This window comes from Pseudomonas sp. RW407, from assembly GCF_003176655.1.
GTDB lineage: Bacteria > Pseudomonadota > Gammaproteobacteria > Pseudomonadales > Pseudomonadaceae > Pseudomonas > Pseudomonas delhiensis.
In genome coordinates, this window is sequence record NZ_QGSL01000106.1 from 1033810 (window position 1) to 1035425 (window position 1616).

Consider the following 1616-nt stretch of genomic DNA (forward strand, 5'->3'; position numbering starts at 1 on the left):
TCCATGGATTGCAGTTCGGCGGATTCGAGCATGGCCTTCATGCGCCAGGCCAGGGCGAACAGTTCTTCGATGAAGGGCGGCGCCACGCTGCCGCGGTGCTCCAGCGACAGGTCGCTGGGGTGGTGGCGGATGGACAGCTGGTAGTGGCTGGCGCCGCCGGCGGCGAGGGTGGCGGTGAAGTGCGTGCCGAGGATGCGTTGCAGCTGGTGCTGCACGTCGTGCAGCAGTTGCAGCGGTACTTCCTCGCGCAGCGCGCCGTGGTCGGTCTGGCCCATGGTCGTCCCCGGGGTCGAGTGGCAGGGCGGCGGCCGTGGCGGCCGCCGGAACAAGTGCCGCCAGCATAGGGAGGGCGACTGTGAACTTGGGTTAAGCCAGGGTAAAGGCGGGTAATTCCGGGCTCAGAAGGTCTGCCCGAGGGAGAACTGGAACACCTCGGTCTCGGCGCCGTCGGGCTTCTTCAGCGGCGTGGCCAGGCTGAAGCTCAGCGGGCCCAGCGGGCTCTGCCAGGTCAGGCCGACGCCCATGGACATGGCCATCTGGTCGAGGCTGACGCTGCCGCAGCCCTGGGTGGTGGACAGGTAGCACTTGTCGGCGAAGACGCTGCCGGTGTCCCAGAACAGCGTGCTGCGCAGCTGGCTCTGGTCCTTGATGAAGGGCAGCGGGAACAGGTACTCGACACCGCCGGTGATGAGGATGTTGCCGCCGAACACTTCCGCGTCGCGGTCGGAATAGTAGGCCTGGCCTGCGCTGGCGTAGTCGCCGGTGGCCGGGGTGCTGCGCGGGCCCAGGGTGCCGTCCTTGAAGCCGCGCACCGAGCTCAGGCCGCCGGCGGTGTAGTTCTCGTAGAACGGCAGGCCGTCGGTGGAGCCGTAGCCGTTGCCGTAGCCCAGCTGGGTGTGCAGGCGGATGGCGGTGCGGTCGCTCACCGGCAGGAAGGCCTGGGCGCTGTAGTCGACCTTGTAGAAGCTCAGGTCGCTGCCCGGCACCGTGGCCATCAGCGTGAGGCTCTGGGAATGTCCGCGGGTGGCCATCACGCCCTTGTTCAGGGTGGATTCGGACCAGCCGATGGAGGCCTTGAGGTTGTTGAAGGTGCTGCCCTCGCGGGAGATGAAGTCGTAGATTTCGTCGGCGCTGTAGGTGCCCGGGGTGATGTCGTCGTGCTGCAGGGTCAGGCCATAGGTCAGGCGCGAGGTCTCGCTGATCGGGTAGCCGATGCTGACGCCGGCGCCGAAGCTGTCGATGGAGTAGTACGACACCTCGTCATCGTCGTCGTAGTACTTGCTGTAGTCGGTGCTGCGGTAGAACAGGTTGTAGCCCAGGCTGACGCCGTCGCTGGTGAAGTAGGGGTTGGTGAAGCCGAAGTTGTACTTGGTCTGGTAGTCCGAGCGGGTCAGGCCGATGCTGGTGTAGTTGCCGGTGCCGAGGAAGTTGCTCTGGCTGATGGAGCCGCCGAGGATCAGCCCGGAACTCTGGGAGAAGCCGACGCTGGCGCTGATCGAGCCGGAGGCCTGCTCTTCGACGCTGTAGTTGACGTCCACCTGGTCGTCGGTGCCGGGCACCGCCGGGGTCTCGACGTTGACCGTCTTGAAGTAGCCCAGGCGCTCCAGGCGCTGCTT

General features: G+C 66.3%; 1 protein-coding gene and 1 pseudogene. Both read right to left on the minus strand.

Features of this window, described 5'->3' with window-relative positions:
* Nucleotides 1-275, minus strand: a pseudogene (locus DK254_RS34565) (hypothetical protein); the annotation flags it as partial.
* Nucleotides 276-398: 123 nt separating this feature from the next.
* Nucleotides 399-1616: outer membrane protein assembly factor BamA (bamA, locus tag DK254_RS21405; protein ID WP_109935806.1), on the minus strand; the 1218-nt coding region annotated here is incomplete at its 5' end.